We start from the raw sequence: 5,292 nt of genomic DNA on the forward strand, positions 1-5,292 counted from the left end.
TCTTTCCCTACACGACGCTCTTCCGATCTGCCAGCGGCAGCGCCTCGCCCTGGCACGCGGTGCCCTGGCCGCCGCCGGCAGTTCGCTGCTGCTGCTGGACGAACCGACCAGCGCCCTAGACGCCACCACCGAGGCGCAGGTGCTCGACCGCCTCTCGTCCGCCTTTCCCCAGGCCTGCGTGGTCGCCTCCATCCACCGGCTGGCCCTGCTCGGCCGCTTCGACACCCTGGTGGTGATGGAGGCCGGCCGGGTGGCCGATGCCGGCCCGCGCGACGCGGTGCTGGCCAGGCACCCGGCCCTGGCGGCCCAGGCCACCAGCGCCCCGGCGTGAACCCTCGCCCCGCCAATCGCTCCAAGCGCCCCATGTTCAATCCCATTTCACTGCTGCGCCGCCGCCTGCGGCCGTCGCGCCCGCACTCTGCGGGCTGGGCCGCCCTGATCGGCGGCAGCCTGATGCTCGCGGCCAACCTGGCCCTGGCCGCCCCGGCTCACCGTGCCCCGAGCAAGACTGCCAAGCCTGCGGCGGCCAAAACCGCCGCCAACAAGGCCAAGCAGGCCGCACCGGCCCGCAATACCACCCGCAATGCGGCGCACAACACCGGTCGCGCCAAGCCCACCCAGGCCTCCCGCAGCACCGCCGCACGCGGTCGCCAGGCACCGGCACGCAAAGGCCGCTCGGTCGCCCGCCGCGCGGCCCCGGCTGCGGCGGCAGCGGCGGGCGCTGCCACCCTGAGCGCCACGCCTGGGGAAATGCCCCGCTTTTCGGCCCCGGCGCCCGGCGCCGTGCTCCAGACCTTCGACGGCGAGCAGAACAAGGGCATCGACATTGCCGGTCAGGCCGGCGACCCGGTGACCGTCGCCGCCGACGGCAAGGTCGCCTTCGTGGGGACCGAACTGGCCGGCTACGGACGCACCGTGATCGTCGAGCATGGCGGCCAGGTGATCAGTGCCTATGCGCACGTGCGCAACATCCGCGTGCGCGAGCAACAGACCGTGCGCCAGGGGGACGTGATCGCGGAGATCGACGACGGCACCGCAGGCGAAAGCCGCCTGCACTTCGAGATCCGCCGACAGGGCGTGGCGGTCGATCCGCAGTTGTACATGGCGCGCTGACCCGGCGCGCTCCAGTGGCCCGTGGTGCGCCCGGGCCGGCGCAGCGCACCAACATGGGGCGAAGTCGCGGCACGCAAGTTGCAAGAAATTGTGTCCAAGCGCACACCTCATGTCGAATTTCCTCTCGCGCCGCCTCGGGCGCCTCAGCGTTGGCCGCAAGCTGCTGGTGATCTATCTGCTGGACCTCACTGCGGTGATCTTCATCAGCGGCATCCTGATCAACGAGAAGTTCATCGCCATCGACTTCGGTCGCAAGGAAGCCGCCGGCAGCGCCTACATCGACGGCCTGCGACCGACTCTGCTGGCCCTGGCCGGCTGGCAAGGCGCCCGACCCGCCGACGACGCGACGCTCGCGAAGGTGGAGGAGCGCTGGGGCGACGGCTTGCAAAGCGAGGAAGCGAGCCTGCATTTCCGCCAGGACGTGCAGGCCTGGAGCGCAGCGCCCGCCGCCGAACGCAACGCCCTGGCGCGGCCCGCACTCGACAGCGGCCGGGCGCTGGTCACGCGCGTGGGCAACCAGTCCAACCTGATCCTGGATCCGGACCTGGACAGCTACTACACCATGTCGCTGCTCCTGCTGCGCTTTCCTGAGCTGATGGACCTGGGCGCCGCCATGCGCGGCCAGCTCATCGCGCATCGCGAAACGCAAACCCCGCTGGAGCGCACGGAGTCGAACACGCGCTTCTTCATCCTCGAGGGCAGGCTCGACACCGTGGCTGCCGCCATCCGCAGCGATTACAGCGAGGCCTTCGCCGCTGCGCGCGGTCCACTGGCCGGTGCGCTGGACGGCTCCCGCGGCCGACTGGTGGCCGCGATCGAGGACTTCCGCCGCGCCGCCCGCGCGGCCCAGGAGCACGACGACACGTCGCTGGCCACCTTCGGCGCCGCCCAGCAGGCGCTGTTCGCGCGGCTGGACGAAGCCTGGAGCGCCACCAGCCGCGAGATGGCCGGCCTGCTCGCCGTGCGCGAGCACGGCTTCTTCACCCGCATGTGGCTGCACCTGGGCACGGCGCTGTTCCTGCTGCTGCTGATCCTGAGCGCGGTGTTCTATGTGGCGCGGCAGATCTCCAAGCCGCTGCGCGGCCTGTCGGACGTGGTGGACACCGTGCGCCGCACCGGTGACCACACGCTGCGTGCCAGCTGGGACAGCAACGACGAGATCGGCCGGCTGGTGTTGGGCTTCAACGACATGCTGGCCCAGCTCGACCGCGAGCGCCGCATCCAGCAGGAGCTGGCGGCCTCCGCCCGGGCGGCCGATGCGCAGCGCGAACTGGTCGAATCCATTCCGATCCCGCTGATGGTCACCGCCATCCCCGGCCATGAGGTGCTCAATGCCAACGCGCCGGCGCAGGCCTGGCTGGGCGGCCGCTCGCAGGACCCGTGGGCCCAGGGACTGGAGCCGGGCGTGCGCGCCCGCTTCTTCCAGCAGCTGGCCGACCGGCGCGCGGTGGACGAGTTCGAGGTGCGCTGGCAGGGCGCCGGCGCCCCCGGCTGGGCCGTGCTGTCGGCCCGGCTGATCCACTACCAGGGCCAGGAGGCGATGCTCACCGCCTTCACGCCGATCAACCAGCTCAAGCACATGGAGCAGCGGCTCAAGCTCTGGGCCAAGGTCTTCGAGGCCTCGTCCGAAGGCATCCTCATCATCAATCCCGAGCACGCCATCATCACGGTCAACAACGCGCTGTGCCGAGGCACCGGCCATGACCTGGCGGACCTCGTGGGCCAGAGCCCGGCGCTGCTGCTGGCCGACGACGGCGCCCAGCTGCGCACGCTGTGGCCCGTGCTGGACAAGCGCGGCGCCTGGCAAGGCGAGGTGCTGATGCGACGCCGCGACGGCCATGCCTACCCAGCCTGGATCGTCGCCAGCGTGGTGCGCGACGGGCCGGACCGCATCTCGCACTACATCTTCACCTCCATCGACATCAGCGACCGCAAGCGCAGCGAAGAGCGCATCCGCTACCTGGCGCTGCACGACGTGCTCACCGGTCTGCCCAACCGCTCGCTGTGCGCCGAGCGGCTGCGCGAGGCCATCGAGCGGGCGCAGGCCAGTGGCCGCGGCGTGGGCGTGCTGTTCATCGACCTGGACCGCTTCAAGAACATCAACGACTCGCTGGGCCACCATGTGGGCGATGCGCTGCTGCGCTCGGTGGCGCAGCGCTTTGCCGACTCGGTGCGCCAGGTGGACACCGTCAGCCGCCTCGGGGGCGACGAGTTCATGGTCATCCTGGACGGCGTGCGCGGCACGGACGAACTGGCCACGGTGGTGGAACAGCGCATCCTGCCCGCCGTCCGCGAGCCGCACGACGTGCACGGCTCGCACCTGTACGTGTCGTGCAGCGTCGGCATGGCCATGTACCCGGAGGACGGCGCCGACATCGACACGCTCATGCGGCATGCCGACATGGCGATGTACGACAGCAAGTCCAGCGGCCGCGACACCGCACGCTTCTTCACACCGGCCATGAACGCCCGCGCCCAGCAGCGCCAGCAGGTCGAGTCCTGCCTGCGCCACGCCATCGAGCGCGGCGAGCTGTGGCTGGCCTACCAGCCGCGCATCGAGGCCGACTCGGGACGCACCGTCGGGGTGGAGGCATTGCTGCGCTGGCACAGCCCCGAACTGGGCGCCGTGCCGCCAGCCGAGTTCATCCCCATCGCCGAGGAAAGCGGCCAGATCGTCGCCCTGGGCGACTGGGTGATCCAGCAGGCCTGTGCCCAGCACGATGCCTGGCGGCGCAGCGGACTGGGCGAGCTGACCATGTCGCTCAACATGTCCGCCGTGCAGCTGCGCACCAGCGGCGTGCCCGAGGTACTGCGCGCCGCGCTGGACCGCCACCAGGTCAACCCGGCGCACCTCGAGGTGGAGCTGACCGAATCCACGCTGATGGAGACGGCCGAGGAGACGATGGCCCAGCTGCATGCGCTCAAGGCGCTGGGGCTGACGCTGTCCATCGACGACTTCGGCACGGGTTACTCGAACCTCAACTACCTCAACCGCTTCCCGATCGACAAGCTGAAGATCGACCGCTCCTTCGTGCAGCAGATGATGGACGACCCCGCGCAACTGGCCATCGCGAAGGCCATCATCGGCCTGGGCCACACGCTGGGCCTGCGCGTGGTGGCCGAGGGCGTGGAACGGCCGGAGCATGCGCAGGTGCTGCATGCCGCGCGTTGCGACGAGTTGCAGGGCTTCCATTTCGGTCGGCCCATGCCGCCCGCGGAGCTGGAGCGCTGGCTGCGTGACCGGCGGCCGGAGGTACTGGTCGCGGCGTGAGGTCGCCCCCTGCGGGGCGGTGCGGCATGCAAGGTGGATGCGGGCTCGGGCGCTTCAGACGCCGGGCGTCACGCATTCCGGCGCCACGCGGTCCAGGGCTCTCGCCAACTGCTCGGTCAACCGCTCGGCGTACCGTGGGCCCGGATGCACGCCGTCGGCCATGTCGGCCGGATCGAAGCGCACCGCGCCCCAGTCGGCGAACACGCTGCCGGTCTCGGCCGCGATGCGGCGGGCGATGGCGTCGTTCTCGTCGCGGCCCGCCATTCCGCCGATCACCCGCGACAGCCCGGTGACGAGCGGCGTGCGCCCCTGGGCCTTCACATGCGCCACCATGGCGCGGAAGGACGGCTCGTAGGGATAGCGGTGACTGGCGTCGTTGATACCGTACTGCAGCACGACGATACGGGTCCGGAGCGTGAGCCGCTCGAACTGCGGCTGGCGCGCATGGGCGCTGTCGCCGGGCACCGAGTGGTCCTCCACCGCATAGCGCGGTCGCAGCCGCTTGAGGATGGCGCTCGGCGGCTCGGCCAGGCGATGGGCGCCGTCGTACGCCCCATGCAGGATCGAATCGCCCCACAGCGCGACGCTGCAGTCTGGCTGCCGCTGCATCTTCTGCTGGCGACGCCATTGCTCCTCGTCCTGCGGCGACAAGTTGCGCCACGCAACGCGGCTGGGTGCACAGCCCGCGAGCGCGGCTGCCAGCACCAGCCACGGCAACGCCCGCGCCACCGCGCCGGCAGTTCTTTCATTCATTGCCCTACTCCCTGAAGAATCTCGCCGCGGCGGGGCTGCAGCGGCGGGCCCGGTCAAATGCCGGGCGGCAGGAATGTTAGGGCGATTCTGGAAAGCAACCTTGAGGTGAACTGGGAGAAGCCAGGCCACGCATCGGTGCAGCGCGCAACCGTCCG

At 70.7% G+C, this 5,292-nt stretch carries 3 protein-coding genes; 2 read left to right on the top strand and 1 reads right to left on the bottom strand.

Annotated features, from left to right (window positions below; genetic code table 11):
• Nucleotides 1–327: 327 nt before the first annotated feature.
• Both QZ772_RS20585 and QZ772_RS20590 read left to right on the top strand, forming a co-directional pair.
• Nucleotides 328–1,113 (top strand): M23 family metallopeptidase, encoded by a 786-nt coding sequence (locus QZ772_RS20585; protein ID WP_295530273.1) that lies wholly within the window; start codon nt 328–330, stop codon nt 1,111–1,113.
• A gap of 109 nt (nt 1,114–1,222) precedes the next feature.
• Nucleotides 1,223–4,384, top strand: coding sequence for an EAL domain-containing protein (locus QZ772_RS20590; protein ID WP_295530276.1), 3,162 nt, complete (start codon nt 1,223–1,225; stop codon nt 4,382–4,384).
• 54 nt (nt 4,385–4,438) lie between these two features.
• On the opposite strand, the gene QZ772_RS20595 is transcribed toward QZ772_RS20590, so the two are convergent.
• Nucleotides 4,439–5,137, bottom strand: coding sequence for an SGNH/GDSL hydrolase family protein (locus QZ772_RS20595; RefSeq protein WP_295530279.1), 699 nt, complete (start codon nt 5,135–5,137; stop codon nt 4,439–4,441).
• Nucleotides 5,138–5,292: the final 155 nt, after the last annotated feature.

The organism is uncultured Pseudacidovorax sp., from assembly GCF_913773995.1.
In the GTDB taxonomy this organism is placed as follows: Bacteria; Pseudomonadota; Gammaproteobacteria; order Burkholderiales; family Burkholderiaceae_C; genus Xenophilus.

What these genes read in the sequence shown, in the direction of transcription:
- QZ772_RS20595 (WP_295530279.1), bottom strand. Translation starts at nt 5,137, where the DNA reads ATGAATGAAAGAACTGCCGGCGCGGTGGCGCGGGCGTTGCCGTGGCTG.
- QZ772_RS20590 (WP_295530276.1), top strand. Translation starts at nt 1,223, where the DNA reads ATGTCGAATTTCCTCTCGCGCCGCCTCGGGCGCCTCAGCGTTGGCCGC.